The sequence below is a fragment of the Corynebacterium faecale genome, assembly GCF_030408735.1.
Taxonomy (GTDB): Bacteria; Actinomycetota; Actinomycetes; order Mycobacteriales; family Mycobacteriaceae; genus Corynebacterium; species Corynebacterium faecale.
In genome coordinates this window covers 2022245-2040859 of record NZ_CP047204.1, presented here as the reverse complement: position 1 = coordinate 2040859, position 18615 = coordinate 2022245, and the positions used below count along the sequence as shown (strand labels likewise).

Here is an 18615-nt window from a genome sequence, read left to right as displayed (position 1 = left end):
TCCTCCGTTTTCCCCGTGGCCCCCGCTTCACTCAGAAGGGGTGGAGGCGCTAGATTGAACCTGTGAGTTCCAAATACGTATCCCATGATGTCCTGCCCGCTGACGAACCCCTGCTGAGCCTCCCTGAAGCTGCCGAACGCCTCGGCGTTGTGGTGACCAAGGTGATGGATCTGCTGAATGATCACAAGATCATCGCCGTTCAGCGTGACGGGGTCCGCTATGTCCCCGTGGCATTTTTCAGCACCAAGAAGGAAAACACCGCGCGGTTTATCCCCGGTGTGATCGCTTTGCTGTCCGATGGTGGCTATTCCGATGAAGAGATCCTGGCCTTCCTGTTCACCGAGGATGACACCCTTCCCGGACGTCCCATCGATGCTCTCCACGGCCAGTTGGCCCGTGAAGTCATGCGACGCGCCCAGGCCATGGCTGTCTGATATCGCCCCGCCTGGCGGTGTGATATCAACCCCTGGTGCTGGGTGCAGGCTCCGGGGCAGCAGCCTTCAACGGACTGCGTTCGAAGATGAACAGCACCGATATCCAGGCGAGGATGAAGCCGATGATCACCATCGGGATGTTATGCAGCTGATGGTTGCCGCTGCCGGTGAACATCAGGGCGATGAACACCGAGGCTCCCGCTGAAAACCTGATCAGCCACAGTGGCGGGCTGAATGTGCACACCAGTGTGATCAAGCTGGCGTAATACCACGGCAGGGTGACCGAGTTGAAGACGAACGCCACCGCATAAGCCGCCGTGGTGCCCATGACAGCACGCCGGGTATTCTGCCGGAACACCCACCAGCAGATCACCAGACCAATCAGCATCAGCACCATGGAGATATCCCGCATCACCGCGATCACGGAGTTGTAATCAAAATCCTCAGTGAACACGTTGGCCACCATGGATATCAAACCAGCGATGAGGGACGGCATGGCCAGAGGGTTGATCACCTTTGAGTTGCCGCTGATCTCGCTGATCCACCCCCACGAAGCACCTGACCCCCAGGTGACGAGGCTGACCACAACACCCGTGATGAACACACCCATCGTGCCATTAGCGAAGAACGCCACCAGATACTGTCCCCTGGACGGCGCGGGGGCCTCCGCGGTGTCTTGATGCTGGCGCGCCGCCAACAGCCCCGCCATGTGATGCATGCCGATCCAGACCACGAAGGGCAGGGCTATTGCGGCGGTCGCCTTGAGTGACACCGCCACCGCGATGATGGCCACACCCGTGGCGAATCGCTTCTTCAAGGCCAGCAGCAGACCCACGCTGACCAGACCCACCATCATCGATTCGTTGTGCATCCCGCCGATCATGTGGATGATCATCACCGGATTGGCCACACCCAGCCAAAGGGCGGTGGCGCGGTCCGCGCCGAAATGTGCTGCGATCCTGGGAATGCTCACCGCGATGGCCAGGAAGCCGACGGTGGACAGGATCTTGTAGGCAATAATGCCCGCGGTGACATTGTCACCCACCACGGTGGTGACCATCTCACCGATCCACAGGTGCAGCGGGCCGTACGGGGTGGTGGTGTTCCGCCAATCATGCGACACCTCCAGCAGCATCGGTCCGGGGTTGGCGGCCGCTCCCTCGGTGTAGGGATCAAAGCCATCGCGGAGCATCGCACCCTGCATCAGATACGAGTACACATCACGCGACATCATCGGCGCGGCGAACAGCAGCGGGATGATGGTTGCCAACAGGGTCCGTCTGACCAGAGGTAGACGCTCATTATGGCCCACGCGGTTCCGGAACAGGAGGCGGCCGAGGACCACCCACGCCCCGATCAGCAGTGCCGTGCCCACCCAGAGGACGACATTGGAGATTCCCTGGCCGTGCCCATAGGACAAAAAGCCCAGGCCCAGGGCATCAATGACACCACCGCGGTAGCGGATCGCTCCACCGCCGAAGGAACCCAGGGTGAGGGCGATGGCGGCCACAGCCGATAACGCCACCGGGTTGGCAATGGTTCGAGCGAGTCTGGTGTTAGTCATATCGGGGTGGGTTACATCCTGCGTTCTGTTGCCCGGATCGCCAGGTGTCGCAACTGCTTGCGGACGCCCTCGGGAATGCTGTCGAGGTCCAGATGGGCTAGACCCGATTCGGTGAGAGCGGTGATCCGTTGTTCCACCTGATCCTCCGCGCCGGTCTCACGGATCAACCCGGCAATCCTGGAAATCTCCACCGGGTCAGACACCTTGCCGATACCTGCCCGGATGACAGCCGACGCATCGGGATCAGAGATATCTGCCTGCTGCAGAGCAAGCGACAGGAGAACAGTCCGCTTGCCCTCACGGATATCATCCCCAGCTGGCTTACCGGTGATCGCAGGGTCACCGAACACACCCAACAGATCATCACGGAGCTGGAAGGCGATTCCGATATCGCGACCATAGTTACGGAGTGCGGTGATCAGCTCATCGTCTGCCCCGGCAATGGATGCACCCAGATGCAGAGGACGTTCAATGGTGTAAGCGGCGGTCTTAAAGCGGTTGACGGAGTCAGCCAGATCCACCGACTCATTGGCCTGAGCTTCAAGGAAGATATCCAGGAGCTGCCCACCGATGACCTCGGTGCGCATACCCCGCCACGCATCACGTGTGCGGGCGAGAGCTTCGGCCGATAGTCCGGAATCCTGCAGCATGTCTTCAGCCCAGACCAGAGCCATGTCACCCGCGAGAATGGCTACGGACTGACCAAAGTGGGCGGCATCGCCTTCGAGACCGGTTTCGCCATGCCGCTGTTCCACCGCGCGGTGGACTGTGGGTGCGCCTCGGCGGGTATCAGAAGAATCGATGATGTCATCATGTATCAGAGCACAGGCCTGAATGAATTCGAGGCTGGCGGCAGCATCCAGAACTGATTCGATGTTCTCCGCGCTTTCGTCCGGGCCCTGCGCCGCGACGAAACCAGCCCACACATACAGGGGTCGGATGCGTTTACCACCATTGAGCACGAAATTTCGAAGATACTCGACGGCTTCAGTCACCGGGGTTCCGATTGCGGCGACCTCAGCTGCGCGCGCATCCAGGAATCGGGTGAGCCGTTCGTGGACGAGAACCGGAATCTGATCGAGATCTGGATTATGGGCATCAACTGTGCTCAAAGGGAGTCCTTCCCCAGGTAGTGGTGAAATATGGATTTAGCTACGGGCGAATACCGGTGATGAATATATGCCAGGGGGCCATTCATTCCTGGAATGACTTCATAACATAAGATACCCAGTCATGTCCCCAACCAATATCTCAGCCTCGTCGCAATGGTCGATCAGTGAGGTACTCCAGCGTCCCGTTCCCGGAAGGGTGCCCTTCTCCGTGGAATTCATGCCTCCACGTGATGACGCTGCTGAGGACAGGCTGTACCGGGCTGCCGAGGTATTTCATGACCTCGGTGCATCATTTGTATCGGTTACCTACGGAGCAGGTGGTTCCACACGTGAGCGTACCGCCCGTGTTGCCCGTCGGCTGTCACGTCAGCCACTGACCACCCTCGTCCACCTCACCCTGGTGGACCACACCGTCGATGAGCTGAAAGACATTCTGCGTGGATACGCCGAACTCGGTCTGACCAATCTGTTGGCTTTACGCGGGGACCCCCCTGGGGACCCACTCGGGGACTGGGTGACCACTGAAGGGGGTTATGCTTTCGCCCTGGATCTGATCGAGATGATCAAGAACGATCCCGAGTTCGCACATTTTGATATCGGTATCGCCTCCTTCCCAGAGGGGCACCACCGTGCGGGGTCGGTGGAGAATGACACCAGGTTCACCCTGGCCAAGCTGCGCGCCGGGGCGGAATATTCCATCACACAGATGTTTTTCGATGTGGAGGACTTCCTGCGCCTGCGTGACCGTCTGGTCGCTGCTGATCCGGTCCACGGCGCCAAACCTCTGATTCCGGGTCTGATGCCCATCACGAGTTTGCGCTCGGTGCGCCGGCAGGTCGAACTATCGGGCTCATCCATCCCGGCGGCCCTGGAAGAGCGACTGCTCCGGGCTGCCAACGGTGATGAAGAGGCCAACCGCGACGAGATCCGCAAGGTGGGTATCGAGGTCACCTCAGAGATGGCGGAAAGACTCATTGCGGAAGGTGTTCCCGACCTGCACTTCATGACCCTGAATTTCACCCGGGCGACCCAGGAGGTACTGCATAACCTGGGGATGGCTCCCGCCTGGGGTGCCGAACATGGGCATGATGCCGTGCGTTAGGCAGATTTTAGACATCGACGGGATAGCAGAACAGGGTTCTGCTATCCCGTCCGTTGTTTATCAGGGAGAAATCTAGGAGTTTTCCTGGGAGTGGGGGTGCGCGGAGTTTGACGCGGAGGCCTCTCTTAACGGCAGGCTGGCGTGGAGCACCGCGAACTCACGTTGGTCTCCGTCGAAGCGGAATCGGCGTAACAGATCGCTGAATCCCAAAGACCGGTAGAGACTGAATGCGTGGTTGAGCTCATCCTCAACCTCCGGGGTGGACAGAACGGCGAATTTGGCGTGATTATCCCTGAGGAGTTCTCCCATCATCTTCCGGCCGATGCCATGGCCCTGCTGTCCGGGCAGGACATGGACTTCAGCGACCTCGAAATAGTCGCCGATGATCTCCAACTCCTGGTGCGTGGGCCCACCCTGATCCCTTAAACCGCGCCTCAGTTGATGCTGCCACCAGTGGTCCTGATCGCCCCGGAATCCGTAGGCAACTCCAACGACCCGGTCATCGAGCAGTGCGCATACCGCCTTGAAGCCAAGGTTCATGGAATTTCGACGCCAGACATTGATTCGGGTCTCCCGGATGGTGGGGTCATAGCCCATGGCGCGGAGGTAGATGTCCACGAGTACCGGAGCATTCACTGAAAATTCAGGGGTATTGAGTCTGCGGATCGTCAAGGTCACATCCCCATCCAACCACGTGCACCGACGGGTCGTGACAATGTGTGCAAAAACCATTGACCACATAGAAAGTATGTTCTAAAATTAAGTCATGATGTCCAGTGCTGCGTTTAGGGTTCAAACCAGTGCTAAAGCATCGGTAGAAAGTGGTGCCTGACTGATATAAGGAGTGGGCCTGATGGGTGAGATCATTTCCGCGACAACGCGTTTCTCCCGCATGGGCGGGAAGTCAACGGAGTTCCTCTCGAAAGCGAGGGTGCTCCTGGCTGAAGCTGCACGTCATCGGCACGAGGGTGACCTCGTTCTGGCGTTGGAGTTTTCCTATCAGGCCGCTCTGCGCATAGCGGGTGCGGTCTTCGCCGATAGTGCATCAGCCTCCCGCAAGCGCCTGCCCAAGGGGGCATGGGAGCGATTGCGTCTGGTGGATGATCGGGCTGCGGCGTGGGCTGATGAACTTTCGGCCTTCTCCAGACTTCGGTCACGAGCGGCCAGTGGCCTGGAAGTGCACCTGACCGTGGTCACGCTGGATAGCTTCATGTCCAGGGTGGAAGACTTCCTGGATGAAGCGGAAGGCGGCACCAGGTGGCTGCCGGCCGTTGCTTAGTTTGCGTGTTGGACTGCGGGAGAGTGTGATCCTTGCCCGCCGCCTGGGTCGGGTGAAACGCTGCGGGGTGGCACTTTCGCAGCCCTTCTCTGTCCCACCCGTCAAATAGGGGTGGCGGACATCACTGTCCCGTATGGGGGAGGGGATGGGGGTGATCTTCCCACTTTCGCCGTTATTGGCATTACCGGGAACAATCTGGATAATCTGGGCGTTAATAGGGCAGAAGGAAAAGATCTCTACAACCCCGGGAGGACATCATGTCACTTTCAGAGCAGGAGCAAAGGGCGCTGCGCGAAATTGAGCAGGCCCTCATGGCGGATGATCCGAAATTTGGAAAGTCCGTAGCGGGTGATAATGCCTTGGTGAGTGGTGGATTGACTCTCCGGGGAATTGCACTCTTCGTTGTAGGTCTAGTTCTGCTTGTTGCCGGAGTTGCACTCAGTCAGCAGACACTATGGTTCTCGGCGCTTGGCGTCATTGGGTTCCTGGTGATGTTTGGTTCCGGCGTATGGATGCTTCGTGGAGGTGGGTCGAACAAGATCCAGATCTCATCACGTGGGGACCGGGTCTCATCCGGTTCTGCGGGCGGATCATCGCTGGGCGATAAGATGGAAGAGAATTTCCGTCGTCGTTTCGAAGGTAAGTAACCTCTGATTCATCCCGGGTAGTGCAGGGCTGTAGGCTCAGGCAGATCTGAACCTATCAAAGGCCCGGCGGACCGATTATGGTCCGCCGGGCTTTTGGCGTTTCCGGAGCTTTCCCCGCCATTCCCCACGGCGCCCCACTCAGGTTTAATTCTGCCATCGACCTGACAATATCCTGACGTTGAATAAGGGTGAGTCCCAGCGTTTTACCAGCTAACAGGGGATTTCTATTGTGCTAACGGCCCTTGGGTGGCGGTCGAGAATTGTGGGACTGGAGGGGTTCAAGTTGAGCTTGAGACTATTTGTGGGGGCGACACGAAAATCTCCCCACTTTTCTTTTGAGCCCTTGACCTGTGGGTATTGATCAGTGGTGGGGGATGGTACCGGCAACACTTGATATGGGTGGGGGAAAGTGGGGTATTGTGGGGCTCAGCGGTGGACGGTGGCCCAGCATGAGGGGCCACCGAACGCCGTAGAGACAAACTGATACGACCTGGTTGGAAAGTTTGCGGGAAGGGGTCTTGGAGATGTTCCTCGGCACCTATACCCCGAAGCTCGATGACAAGGGAAGGTTGACACTTCCCGCTAAGTTCCGTGAGGAGCTGGCGGGGGGCCTGATGGTGACAAAAGGTCAAGACCACAGTCTCGCGGTTTTTCCGAAGGAGGAGTTTGCAGCACGTGCCCGCAAGGCAGCTGCAGTCTCCCGGACAAGCCCAGAGGCACGTGCGTTCATCCGTAATCTTGCGGCCAGCGCGGATGAGCAACGACCGGATGCCCAGGGACGCATCACTCTCTCGGCCGGGCATCGCAGTTATGCGGGCCTGACCAAGGAATGCGTGGTCATTGGATCAGTGGACTTTCTGGAAATCTGGGACGCACAGGCTTGGGCCACGTACCAGGAGGAGACGGAAGCTGCGTTTTCTGCGGCCGAGAACGAGGTTCTCGGCGGGTTCCTGTAGCAGACGCACTCCAGCGTATGAGGTATGGAGCGCGTGTATGGACTCCGTTCGAGGGGTCAGCTCTGGTGTACTTCCCCGACATCAGATCGAGACCTCGAGCGGGGCCCTGTACGCACTCCGTTGTTGTGAGTTGTTGTGAATAGTGGGACTGCGTGACTACCGGGCTTGATTGTCGCGCAGTTTTTTATCCACGCACGTGGGTACAAGTTGAGACATTCGAAACCCAGTCAGGGAGATAGGGGGCCAACAGTGGAGGACTTCTCCATTCAGGGAAACCATGGTCACGTTCCCGTGATGCGGGACCGGATGGCATCACTGATCGCTGACAAGGTCAGGGACATGGGCGACCGGGCAGTCATCGTCGATGCCACACTCGGCGCAGGGGGGCACTCTGAGTTCTTCCTCACGGTGTTCCCGGACGCCCGGGTCATCGGCCTGGACCGCGATGACAATGCACTCCGGGATGCTGGGCAGAGGCTCGCTCCCTTCGGGGAGCGTTTCATGGGCGTGAAGACCCGCTTCGACGGGTTGTCAGATGTGCTCGCGCATGGCGAGGGGGACATCCTTGATCTGGCTCGCAGCGAAGGGATCTCCGGTGCGCTCTTCGACCTGGGTGTGTCCTCCATGCAGCTGGACCAGGTGGAGCGTGGCTTCGCCTACCGCACTGATGCACCACTGGATATGCGTATGGATGCAACCCAGGGGATCACGGCAGCGGACATCCTCAACACCTACTCCCATGGCGATATCGCCCGGGTACTCAAAACCTACGGTGATGAACGCTTCGCAGGAAAGATTGCCTCAGCTGTACTGAAGGAACGTGAGAAGGAACCCTTCACCACATCGGCGCGTCTGGTTGAACTGCTCTATGACGCGATCCCGGCAGCCACGCGTCGAACCGGTGGACATCCGGCAAAACGAACTTTCCAGGCGCTGCGCGTTGAGGTGAACAATGAGCTGGACTCCCTGGTCAATGTCCTGCCACAGATCACTGACTCCCTGAACGTGGGGGGTCGTGCGGTGTTCATGAGTTATCAGTCCCATGAGGATCGCCTGGTGAAGAAGTTCTTCTCGGAGCTGACCACATCCAAAACCCCTCGGGGTCTGCCGGTGGATCTGCCTGGAACGGCACCACTGTTCACACAGGTCACCCGCGGAGCGGAGACCGCTTCCGAAGCTGAAATCGAAGAAAATCCCCGTGCTGCGCCAGTCAAGGTGCGCGCGATTGAGCGAATCGCCGCAAAACAAGGAGAGCAATCATGACCATGACTCGTGGCTCCCGTACCGAACCGGGTAGAAACCGATACTCCCGTCAATCAGGAAGCCGGGATTATTCCACGGCGGTGGGGGAGGCGTCGACAAGCACCGTTCCACGCCCGACCACTCTGCCACCTGAACGCCGACACACCACCCGTGGGCTGGTCAACCCCGGTGTGCAGCCGACGCATAAGCGTCGCTTCCAGCACCAGACCGGCTCCCAGCAGGTGCTGTCTGTCCGTGGACGGCGTGTTGTCGCCCCGCGCGCGAATCCCCGCATGATCCAGTTGTTCACCATCGTGGTGCTGCTCCTGTGCGTGGGTGTCGGTGCTTCCATGGGGCTTTCTGGTGTGTCCACGCAGCAGACCTATCAACTTCAGAACCTCAAGGCGGAGGAAACAGCTCTGTCCAATCGGATTGAATCACTGACCCGCGACGTTGAGGATGCCCGTTCCGCCGCCACCATCGCCGCCACCGCCAGTGGGCTGGGCATGGAGTCCCCGGTGCAGCCGGGTGTGCTCGCTGTTCAGGACAACGGAGAGGTGTGGGAGCAGCGTCCTGCCACCCCGGAGACCCGCCCTGTCATCGATATCAACAGTGGCACCCAGGCCCGTCCGAACCGTGCTTCCAGCAATCCGGAAGAAACTAACGAAGTGACTGAGAACCTCCAGGTCATCCCACCTCAGCAGGGTGCGGTGACGCCGCCGTACCAGGCCAACTCCGCACCCGCGCCCTATGCTGCAACGACCCGCGATGCCGGTGAGCAAGCAGGTGGCGTCGGGCGGTGAGTTTCCCCGGTGATCCACGCGGCCATGATGAAGGCCGGAAAGAACGAGCGGGACGTGATGGCGCGTCCCGCCGTTCGGCGTATCAGGATGAGAGCCGACGGGCCTCCCGTGAACGCGAATTGAAACGACGTGGCAGCGCAACCACCGCCACCTCTTCCGGCAGTCCCGCCGCCACCGCCGTTTCCGCAACCGGCACGGGTGCCGGGGCAGGGAAGAGGCGTGTCAATGTGGTGACCATCATCGCTCTCGTGCTGTCCGCGGTGTTGATCTTCAGGCTCGGTTGGGTCCAGTTGGTATGGGGGCCGGAGTTGGCGGTGTTCGCCTCCGACCAGCGCACACGCGTCTACACTGATCCGGCCCGTCGCGGTGAGATCCTCGACCGTGACGGGAACCAGCTCGCCTACACCATGCAGGCGAGGTCCCTGACCGTGTCCCCGAATATCCTCCGCCCTGAGATGCTGACCCAGACCGATTTGGCCCTGCGCCTGGCTGCGGAACAGACCGACCCGGATCTGGTGGCCAGCTATGTCACCATTGATGAGGGTGCGGAGTACGTGCGGATGGGGCAGAAGGATCGCCTGGTATTCCTCGAAGACAAGATGGACGAACGTCTGGAGTTCTCCGCTGAGCGCATCCCGGAGATCATGGAATCCCACGGCAAGGATGTCTCCAATATCCGATCCGAGGAGATCCTGGAGAAGTTCTACGCAGACAGCCACTATGAGGTGCTCGTGCGCAATGTGGATCCGGATATCGCAGCAGAGATCACCGATGAACTTTTCGGTATCGCCGCTGATCATCAGGACATCCGCCAGTACCCCAACGGCTCGGTTGCTGAAAACATCATCGGACGCATCAGCATGGACGGTGAAGGCCAGTTCGGTTTTGAGGCCTCCAATGATTCACTCCTGTCCGGCATCAACGGTCGCACCACCATGGACGTGTCCATCCGTGGGCAGTCCATTCCGGGCACCCTCCGGGATCAGGTCTCCGCGGTGGATGGTGCCAGTGTGGAACTGACCATTGATCTGGATCTGCAGACCTATGTGCAGCAGCTTCTGGAACAGGCCAAGGCCAATTCCGGGGCGGAAAGCGCCTCGGCGGTGGTGCTGGATGCCAAGACCGCTGAAGTGCTGGCCATGGCCAACTCGGACACCATCAACCCCAATGAGGACACCGCGAAGCAGATCGAACGCGGAAAGAGTTTTGATAACCCGTCCGTCACGCACCCGTTTGAACCCGGTTCCGTGGCCAAGATCATCACCGCCGCGGGTGTCATCCAGGAGGGACTATCCACCCCGGATGAGGTCCTGCAGGTACCGGGCAGCATTGAAATGGCCGGTGTGACTGTCAAGGATGCCTGGGCACACGATGTCCTTCCGTATACCACCGCGGGTGTCTTCGGAAAATCCTCCAACGTGGGAACACTGATGCTGGCGGAGCGTCTGGGTGAGGAGAAGTTCGCAGACTACCTCAACCGTTTCGGAGTGGGGCAGCCCACCGGAATTGAACTGCCCACCGAGTCGCAGGGACTGCTTCCAGCCTTGGAGCAGTGGTCAGGTGGCACCTTCGCCAACCTGCCGATCGGTCAGGGTATGTCCCTGACACTGCTGCAGATGGCAGGGGTATATCAGGCACTGGCCAATGACGGTGAACGCATCGAACCCCGCATCATCAAGCAGATCACGGACTCCGACGGCACCGTGTTGGAACAGCCGGAACCGGATACCGTCCAGGTGGTCAGCCCGGAAGCGGCCCGCACCACGGTGGACATGTTCCGTTCCGTCATCCAATCCGATCCCACCGGTGTGCAGCAGGGCACCGCAGCTGATGCCGCCATCGAGGGGTATCAACTCTCAGGCAAGACCGGAACGGCGCAGAAGGTGGATGAGAATACCGGTGCGTACTCCAACTCGCAGTATTGGATTACCTTCGCCGGTATCGCTCCGGCTGATGATCCCCGCTTCGTGGTGGCCATCATGCTCGACGAACCCGACCGGGGTGTCCACGGTGGTGCGGGCGGTACCGCAGCTCCATTGTTCAAGGACATCGCCGCCTGGTTGCTCAACCGGGATAACATCCCCCTGTCTCCACCTGCGGAGCCTATTCTCCTGCAGGCACCGTAGGTCACATAGACTTCTCCATTAATCAATCACCGGTGTCACCACCCACGTGTGCCGGCGTCCCCCTGTCCATCAACTTGAAGAACCCAATGGAGGCAGACCAATGGCCATCACCCTTCAGGCCCTGGCCCACACAATCGACGGCCACCTGATCAACGCACCGGACCCTGAGCTGGAGATCCGGAACATCGGGCTGGATTCCTCCACCCTGGCCAAGAAGGCTGCGATCTTCGCAGCGGTACCCGGTTCCCGCAAGCACGGCGCGGAGTTCGCTGCGCAGGACCGCGCCGGCGGTGCGCTGGCAGTGCTCACCGATGAAGAGGGCGCAGCCATCCTCGAAGGTGCCGGGGATGACCGCCCCGTCCTGGTCGTCGCCGACGTGCGGAAGGTGCTCGGCCGGGCGTCGTCAAGCGTGTACGGTGACCCATCCCGCGACCTGGTGCTCATCGGCGTGACCGGAACCTCCGGCAAGACCACCACCAGTTATCTCCTTGAGCGCGGTCTGATGGAAGCCGGATACAAGGTTGGTCTGATCGGTACCACCGGCACACGCATCGATGGGGAACCGGTGCCAACCAAGCTCACCACCCCTGAGGCGCCTACGCTGCAGAAGCTTTTCTACCGCATGCGCCAGCATGAGGTGACCCATGTGGTCATGGAGGTGTCCAGCCACGCACTGTCGCTGGGTCGGGTGTCCGGTTCACACTTTGATGTTGCCGCTTTTACCAACCTCTCCCAGGATCACCTGGACTTCCACGACACGATGGAAGAATACTTCGATGCCAAGGCACTGTTCTTCCAGCCGGATTCTGAACTCGCGGCCGCGCGTCAGGTTGTCTGCGTTGATGATGACTGGGGTTTCCGCATGGCGGGGATCTCCGGTGATGTCCAGACCGTGTCCAGCACTGGTGTGCAGGCAGATTTCACCGCCGGTGGGGTGACGGTGAACGAGGTCGGCGAGCAGAGCTTCTCCGTGACCGTGCCGGAGCATGGTGAGATCCCCGTGACCCTGGCGCTTCCGGGTGCCTTCAATGTGGCCAATGCCACGCTCGCCCTGGCCGCCGCGGTGCGCGCCGGTGTGGAACCCGTCGCGTTCGCCCGCGGCATGGCCGGCGTTGCCGTGCCCGGCCGCATGGAGCGTATCGACGAAGGACAGGACTTCCTCGCCGTGGTCGATTATGCCCACAAACCAGCCGCGGTAGCAGCGGTGCTGGACACCCTCCGCACCCAGATCGATGGTCGCCTCGGCGTGGTCATAGGTGCGGGAGGAGACCGTGATGCCACCAAACGAGCTCCGATGGGTGAGCTGTCAGCACAACGGGCGGATCTGGTCATCGTCACCGATGACAACCCCCGTTCCGAGGTGCCCGCCACCATCCGCGCAGCGGTCATGGACGGCGCACTCAGTGGCGCCGACAAGGCAGGCCACCGGGTGGAGGTTCGTGAAATCGGTGACCGCGCCGAGGCCATCCGTGCGCTGATCAGGTGGGCAGGCCCCGGGGATGGCATTGTTGTAGCTGGCAAGGGCCATGAGGTCGGCCAGCTGGTTGCCGGAGTCACCCATCACTTTGATGATCGTGAGCAGGTTCGTGAGCAGGTTCGTGAGCAGACCCGTGAGGCGCTGCGCGAAAAGCAGTCCGATAGGGAAGGGAAGTAATCCACACCCATGATTCAGCTGACACTTGGAGAGATCGCCACCATCGTCGGTGGTGAGCTCGCCGGAGGGGCTTCGGCGGACACACCGGTCACCGGCACCGTTGAGTTCGATTCCCGCAAGATAACCCCCGGGGGTCTCTTCCTCGCCCTGCCGGGTGCACAGGTGGACGGGCATGAATTCGCCGCCACCGCAGTCGGCAATGGGGCCGTGGCTGTACTGGCCGCCCGGGAGGTGGACGCACCGTCGGTGCTCGTTCCACCCGTGGGCAGGTCCGATTCCAATGCAGATATTTATGCCCATGACCCCGACGGCCACGGTGCCGCGGTCATCGAGGCGCTGTCCAGGCTGGCGCGCCATGTGGTGGACACATCTGTGTCAGACCATTCCCTGGCCGTGGTGGCACTGACCGGATCCGCTGGCAAGACCTCCACCAAGGATTTCATCGCCACCGTGCTGTCCATGGCCGGCGACACTGTCGCACCCCCCGGTTCCTTCAACAACGAGGTGGGGTTGCCGTACACCGCATTGCGCTGCACTGAAGGCACCCGGTATCTGGTGTCGGAGATGTCCGCGCGCGGTATCGGCCACATCGCCCACCTGGCGCGCATCACCCCACCACGCATCGGAGCCGTACTCAATGTCGGTTCCGCGCACCTCGGCGAGTTCGGTTCCCGCGCCAACATCGCCCAGGCCAAGGGTGAGCTGATCGAGGCACTACCAGCTGCCGCCGAGGGTGGTGTCGCTGTGCTCAACGCCGATGACCCCTTCGTGGCCAACATGGCGCCCCGGACCCGGGCACGCGTGGTCACCTTCTCCACGGCCACCCCACCGGCCAAGGGTGCTGATTACTGGGCCACCGACCTGATCCTTGATGATGTGGCACGTGCGAGTTTCACCCTGCACACCCGCAATGGGTCCTGGCCGGTGGCGCTCCAGGTCTTCGGTGAGCACCAGGTGTCCAACGCCCTGGCGGCCGCTGCCGTCACCATCGAAGCAGGAGTGGATGAATCCACCGTGGTCTCCGGGCTGTCCTCCCATGCTGCCGCCTCCGCGCACCGCATGGATGTGCGTACCCGGGCGGACGGTGTGACCATCATCAACGATGCCTACAACGCCAATCCGGACTCCATGCGTGCCGGTATCGCAGCCCTGGCCTACACAGCCAGCGCACGGCATGATTCCCAGAGCTGGGCGGTCCTCGGGCAGATGGGTGAACTCGGCGACGAAGCCACTGAGGAACACCGGGCGCTGGGCGCTGAACTGGCCAAGTATCATATTGAAAGACTCATCACGGTGGGGGACAACCCCAACTGCCGTGCCCTCGGTGAGGAGGCAGCCGCGCTGGGTGTGACCACCTCTGCTGTGCCGGATACGGATTCAGCGGTGGAGCTGCTGCGCCACCAGGTACGCAAAGGTGATGTGGTGCTGGTCAAGGCGTCCAATGCCGACCAGCTATGGCGTGTGGCCGAAGATCTGCACGCGAAGTTTGACGGCGAACCGCGCCGGAACGTGGAAGGAATCTAGAAACTCATGCAGCAGATCATCATCAGTGGAGCGGTGGCGTTCCTGGTATCGATCTTCCTCACCCCGATTCTGATCCGTTATTTCACCAACCGGCAGCTGGGCCAGGAAATCCGGGAGGATGGCCTCAAGTCACACCTGCGCAAACGCGGCACACCCACCATGGGCGGCATCGCGATCATCGTCGGCATCGTGGTGGCCTATGTGGTGACCAACATCTATTCCACCCTCGCCGGTTATGGCGGTTTCACAGCCTCCGGTCTGCTGGTGCTGGGCCTGATGCTGGGTCTGGGCGCCACAGGTTTCGCCGATGACTTCATCAAGCTGTACAAGGAACGCAACCTGGGGTTGAACAAGACCGCCAAGCTGATCTCCCAGCTGGTCATCGCCCTGGGCTTCGGCTACCTGGTGCTGCAGTTCCCGGACGAGAACGGCCTGACGCCGGCATCCACACATCTGTCCTTCATCCGGGACATCGACACCATTGATCTCGCCTTCGGCGGCGGCATCCTGGGCACGATCGTCTTCCTGATCTTCATCTATATCGTGGTCAGCGCATGGTCCAACGCCGTCAATATCACCGACGGTCTTGATGGGCTGGCAGCCGGCACCACCGCCTTCGTGATGGGTGCCTACACCCTCATCACCTTCTGGCAGTTCCGGAACTCCTGCGACACCGCCGTGGAAGCGGGATGCTACACCGTGCGTGATCCTCTGGACATCGCGGTCCTCGCGGCAGCTGGACTGGGAGCCACCCTGGGCTTCCTGTGGTGGAATGCTGCACCGGCGAAGATTTTCATGGGTGATACCGGTTCACTCGCTCTCGGCGGTCTGGTCGCGGGTATCTCCGTGGTCACGCGCACCGAGCTGCTGATGGTGATCATCGGCGCACTGTTCGTCATTGAGATCGCCTCCGTGGCCATCCAGATCGCGGTCTTCCAGACACGCAAGAAGCGGGTATTCCGCATGGCACCCATCCACCACCACTTCGAGGCCGTCGGCTGGGCGGAGACCACAGTGGTGGTCCGTTTCTGGCTGATCGCCATCATGGCGGTGCTGGCCGGTATGGCCGTGTTCTACAGTGACTGGCTCAGTCTGGCGGAGGTATAGGAAACCATGACCACCATTGACATCTCCGGACTCCCGGAACCCCTGCGCGGCCGCATCCTGGTTGCCGGCGCCGGGGTGTCCGGCCTCGGCATCGCCGGAATGCTGCATGACCTCGGACTGGAGGTGGTGGTGGCCGATGACAACGAAACATCCCGACACCGCCTCATCGAACTGATTGACGTCGGGGTGACCAGCACGGTTGACGCCCGCGCCCAGCTGGACAACTACTCCCTCGTGGTGACGTCACCGGGCTGGCGCCCGGATACACCCCTGCTTATCGACGCCGCGGCCCACGGTCTTGAGGTCATCGGCGACGTTGAGCTCGCCTGGCGCCTCGATCGCGCGGCCGTGTTCGGTGCCCCACGCACCTGGCTCGTGGTCACCGGCACCAACGGTAAAACCACCACCACGGCGATGCTCGCCGCGATGATGAAGCAGGGTGGACATGCCGCCGAGGCCGTGGGCAATATCGGTGTACCGGTGTCCGCGGCCCTGACCGCCCGCGATCGGGTGGATGTCATGGTGGTTGAGCTCTCCAGCTTCCAGCTGCACTGGGCCCCCACCCTGGTCCCCGATGCCGGTGTGGTGCTCAACCTGGCCGAGGACCACATCGACTGGCATGGTTCCTTCCGTGAGTATGCCCTGGCCAAAACCAGGGTGCTCGCCGCACCGGTTGCGGTCATCGGTGCTGACGATGGGTACCTGGTGGATCTGACCACGGAACTGGCACTGGATAACCTGATTGGTTTCACCCTGGGTCAACCGGCGAACCGCCAGCTCGGTGTGGACAATGGCCAGCTGGTGGACAATACCTTCGCCGCCAACCTGGTGATGGGACCCGCCCACGGGATCAACCCCTCCGGCCCGGCTGGTGTCCTCGATGCACTGGCGGCAGCAGCCATCGCCCGATCACAGGGCGTGTCGGCCGAAGCCATCGCGGACGCTCTGGCAACCTTTGAAGTATCAGGCCACCGTGGTCAGGTGGTGGCGGTGAACAACGGTGTGGAATTCATCGATAATTCCAAGGCCACCAATCCTCACGCCGCTGATTCCGCACTGGCGGGGAAGGAGTCCGTGATCTGGATCGTGGGTGGACAGCTCAAGGGAACGGATATTTCCGATCTGGTGAGCGCGCACGCCTCCCGACTCAAGGCTGCCCTCGTGCTGGGTGTGGATCGGGCCGAGATCGTCACCGCCCTGGACCAGCATGCACCGGCGGCGTCGGTGCACGTCACCGATCTCACCGACCCGGTGGGAGCGATGGAGGAACTCGTGGCACAGGCGTTCGCGCTCGCTACCCCGGGTGACTCCGTCCTCCTGGCTCCGGCTGCGGCCTCCCTGGACATGTACAAGGGGATGGGGCAACGTGGCGATATCTTCGCCGAGGCAGTACTGACAACAATCGAGGGACAGAAGGAAGAGTAGGTCGGGACCAATGACCACCAGCAGCGCATCAGGGAAACCCCGGGCTCCGAGAAAGTCCACAGGCACCGCGAGTCCCGCGGCAGGTTCCCGTGCGGGGCTGGGGCTCCGGGAACGGATCTCCAACGCCTGGAATGATGTTCTCTCACGCCCGCTGGCGGATTACATCATGATCCTGTTCACCGTCATTCTGCTCTCCAGCCTGGGCGTGGTGATGGTCTACTCATCATCGATGACCTGGTCCCTCCAGGAGGGCGGTCAGGTCTGGAGCACCGCGGTGCGTCAGGCGGTGATGATCGTCGCAGGTTTCGTCGCCATGTGGGTGGTGCTCCGACTGCGGCCCCAGACCATCAGAAATCTGGCTCCGCTGTTGCTGGTGGTCTCCATTCTCCTGCTGATCGCGGTGCAGATCCCCGGTATCGGAACGGGCCGGGAAGAAGTGGGTTCGCAGTCCTGGATCGCACTCGGGCCGATCAGGTTCCAGCCATCTGAGATCGCCAAGGTCGCCATCGCCGTCTGGGGTGCGCACTACCTGGCAGGTCGGGGACCCACCACACACTGGTTCAACAACCACTACTCCCGGTTCGCCGCGGTGGGAATCGGCATGGGCACACTGATCCTCCTGGAGGGTGATGCAGGCATGGCAATGTCCTTCATGGTGGTGGTGATGTTCATGCTGCTGTTCGCCGGAGTGGCACTGGGATGGCTGGTCCTGGCCGGCATCGCCGTCCTTGCTGGTCTGGCCGCCATGGCCCTGGGGGGTGGGTTCCGATCCAACCGTTTCAGCGTCTACTTCGATGCCCTCTTCGGCAACTTCCATGACACCCGCGGAACGGCCTTCCAGTCCTATCAGGGGTTCCTCTCCCTGGCGGACGGATCCGCGCTCGGGGTGGGGTTGGGGCAGTCCCGCGCCAAGTGGTTCTATCTCCCGGAGGCCAAGAATGACTTCATCTTCGCCATCATCGGCGAGGAACTGGGTCTGCTCGGTGGCGCTTTTGTCATCGGCCTCTTTGCCACCTTGTTGTATTTCGGACTGCGCACCGCACGCCGGAGCCGGGATCCCTTCCTCGGTCTTATGGCCGCCACCCTCACCGCGGCGGTGGTGTCCCAGGCGTTCATCAACATCGGTTATGTGGTGGGACTGCTGCCGGTCACGGGTATCCAGCTCCCGATGATCTCCGCCGGTGGTACCTCGGCGATCATCACGCTGGCATCCATGGGACTCCTGGCCAACTGTGCCCGGCATGAACCGGAATCCGTCTCCGCGATGGCCTCCTACGGACGGCCGGTGGTGGACAGGCTCCTCATGCTGCCTGAACCCCGCAGCAGCGTCACCACGGGGAACATCCGGGACCGCGGCCAACGCGGCCAGGGTGAATCCGGGGCACGGTCAGCAGGTCGACGCGGGGCGGATGCTCAGGAGCGTTTCGGTGCTCCGGTGACATCACGACGCTCCACAGCCACAGGTTCCCGATCCGCCTCCAGCTCAACTGGTAGCGTCAAGAAACGGGAAGGCGGTAGCAGAACCTCCCGTTCATCCACTACAGATCCCCGCCGGAGGAGAGACTCCGCCAGGGGTGGTTCCGGAACCGGTGATCCCCGCCGGGATGGTTCCGGTCGAGATTCACGCTACCGCCGATAAT

General features: G+C 61.2%; 16 protein-coding genes. 13 read left to right on the top strand and 3 right to left on the bottom strand.

Going from position 1 to position 18615, the window contains the following annotated elements; genetic code table 11:
* Positions 1-62: 62 nt before the first annotated feature.
* Positions 63-434, top strand: coding sequence for an Rv2175c family DNA-binding protein (locus tag CFAEC_RS09290; RefSeq protein WP_290276241.1), 372 nt, complete (start codon positions 63-65; stop codon positions 432-434).
* Positions 435-459: 25 nt separating this feature from the next.
* On the opposite strand, the gene CFAEC_RS09285 is transcribed toward CFAEC_RS09290, so the two are convergent.
* On the bottom strand, positions 460-1998 hold the full coding sequence (locus tag CFAEC_RS09285) for an alpha-(1->6)-mannopyranosyltransferase A (protein WP_290276238.1): 1539 nt from the start codon (positions 1996-1998) through the stop codon (positions 460-462).
* Between the two features lie 11 nt (positions 1999-2009).
* On the bottom strand, positions 2010-3110 hold the full coding sequence (locus tag CFAEC_RS09280; RefSeq protein ID WP_290276236.1) for a polyprenyl synthetase family protein: 1101 nt from the start codon (positions 3108-3110) through the stop codon (positions 2010-2012).
* Positions 3111-3231: 121 nt separating this feature from the next.
* Here CFAEC_RS09280 and metF point away from each other — a divergent pair, with 121 nt between their 5' ends.
* Positions 3232-4212 (top strand): methylenetetrahydrofolate reductase [NAD(P)H], encoded by a 981-nt coding sequence (gene metF / locus CFAEC_RS09275; RefSeq protein WP_290276233.1) that lies wholly within the window; start codon positions 3232-3234, stop codon positions 4210-4212.
* 72 nt (positions 4213-4284) lie between these two features.
* Here the strand turns inward: metF and CFAEC_RS09270 are convergent, their stop codons facing one another.
* Positions 4285-4890, bottom strand: coding sequence for a GNAT family N-acetyltransferase (locus CFAEC_RS09270; RefSeq protein WP_290276231.1), 606 nt, complete (start codon positions 4888-4890; stop codon positions 4285-4287).
* A 175-nt stretch (positions 4891-5065) separates the two neighbouring features.
* On the opposite strand from CFAEC_RS09270, the gene CFAEC_RS09265 reads away from it, so the two are divergent.
* The 11 genes from CFAEC_RS09265 to CFAEC_RS09215 all read left to right on the top strand — a co-directional run bounded on the left by CFAEC_RS09265 (position 5066) and on the right by CFAEC_RS09215 (position 18614).
* Entirely contained in the window at positions 5066-5491 is a 426-nt protein-coding gene (locus CFAEC_RS09265) for an SAV_6107 family HEPN domain-containing protein (RefSeq protein WP_290276230.1), read from the top strand.
* A 257-nt stretch (positions 5492-5748) separates the two neighbouring features.
* Positions 5749-6138: a DUF3040 domain-containing protein gene (locus tag CFAEC_RS09260; protein WP_290276228.1), complete on the top strand. Its 390-nt coding sequence runs from the start codon at positions 5749-5751 to the stop codon at positions 6136-6138.
* A 524-nt stretch (positions 6139-6662) separates the two neighbouring features.
* A complete protein-coding gene (gene mraZ / locus CFAEC_RS09255) occupies positions 6663-7094 on the top strand; it encodes a division/cell wall cluster transcriptional repressor MraZ (protein ID WP_290276226.1) in 432 nt (143 codons plus the stop codon).
* Between the two features lie 249 nt (positions 7095-7343).
* The gene (gene rsmH / locus CFAEC_RS09250; protein ID WP_290276224.1) at positions 7344-8357 is read left to right on the top strand and encodes a 16S rRNA (cytosine(1402)-N(4))-methyltransferase RsmH; all 1014 of its coding nucleotides are present in this window, start codon (positions 7344-7346) and stop codon (positions 8355-8357) included.
* On the top strand, positions 8354-9139 hold the full coding sequence (gene ftsL / locus CFAEC_RS09245; RefSeq protein ID WP_290276222.1) for a cell division protein FtsL: 786 nt from the start codon (positions 8354-8356) through the stop codon (positions 9137-9139). The genes rsmH and ftsL overlap by 4 nt, the downstream gene beginning before the upstream one ends.
* Positions 9136-11265 (top strand): peptidoglycan D,D-transpeptidase FtsI family protein, encoded by a 2130-nt coding sequence (locus CFAEC_RS09240; RefSeq protein ID WP_435384226.1) that lies wholly within the window; start codon positions 9136-9138, stop codon positions 11263-11265. Before ftsL ends, CFAEC_RS09240 begins: the two co-directional genes overlap by 4 nt.
* Before the next feature lie 100 nt (positions 11266-11365).
* Positions 11366-12919 carry a UDP-N-acetylmuramoyl-L-alanyl-D-glutamate--2,6-diaminopimelate ligase gene (locus tag CFAEC_RS09235; RefSeq protein WP_290276220.1) on the top strand — a complete coding sequence of 518 codons (1554 nt, stop codon included), beginning with the start codon at positions 11366-11368 and terminating at the stop codon, positions 12917-12919.
* 9 nt (positions 12920-12928) lie between these two features.
* Entirely contained in the window at positions 12929-14443 is a 1515-nt protein-coding gene (locus tag CFAEC_RS09230) for a UDP-N-acetylmuramoyl-tripeptide--D-alanyl-D-alanine ligase (RefSeq protein ID WP_290276219.1), read from the top strand.
* Positions 14444-14449: 6 nt separating this feature from the next.
* Positions 14450-15550, top strand: a complete 1101-nt coding sequence (gene mraY, locus CFAEC_RS09225; RefSeq protein ID WP_290276216.1) for a phospho-N-acetylmuramoyl-pentapeptide-transferase — start codon at positions 14450-14452, stop codon at positions 15548-15550.
* 6 nt (positions 15551-15556) lie between these two features.
* Positions 15557-16975, top strand: coding sequence for a UDP-N-acetylmuramoyl-L-alanine--D-glutamate ligase (gene murD, locus CFAEC_RS09220; RefSeq protein WP_290276214.1), 1419 nt, complete (start codon positions 15557-15559; stop codon positions 16973-16975).
* A 10-nt stretch (positions 16976-16985) separates the two neighbouring features.
* Positions 16986-18614, top strand: coding sequence for a peptidoglycan glycosyltransferase FtsW (locus tag CFAEC_RS09215; protein ID WP_290276212.1), 1629 nt, complete (start codon positions 16986-16988; stop codon positions 18612-18614).
* Position 18615: the final 1 nt, after the last annotated feature.